This is a genomic window from Candidatus Glassbacteria bacterium (assembly GCA_019456185.1).
Lineage (GTDB): Bacteria > Gemmatimonadota > Glassbacteria > GWA2-58-10 > GWA2-58-10 > JAJRTS01.
In genome coordinates this window covers 1,108-1,336 of record VRUH01000152.1, presented here as the reverse complement: position 1 = coordinate 1,336, position 229 = coordinate 1,108, and the positions used below count along the sequence as shown (strand labels likewise).

1 protein-coding gene is annotated in these 229 nt (G+C 53.7%); it reads right to left on the bottom strand.

What is annotated here, in order from left to right:
- Window positions 1-229 (bottom strand): 30S ribosomal protein S10 (gene rpsJ, locus FVQ81_18570; protein ID MBW7998535.1); only part of this gene is annotated, 229 nt, incomplete at both ends.

The window sequence follows — 229 nt, the reverse complement described above, 5'->3', positions numbered from 1 at the left end:
TGGCAAATCCAGCTTCATTAGGGCATCCACCGTCTTGGACGTGGAGTTATGGATGTCAATTATCCGCTTATGAACCTTGGTCTGGAACTGCTCTCTGGACTTCTTGTCCACGTGGGGCGAGCGATTCACCGTGACGATCGTCCGCTTGGTCGGGAGCGGAATCGGACCGGAAACCAGGGCTCCGGTATTTTTCGCCGTCCGAACAATTTTTTCCGTGGACTTATCCAGC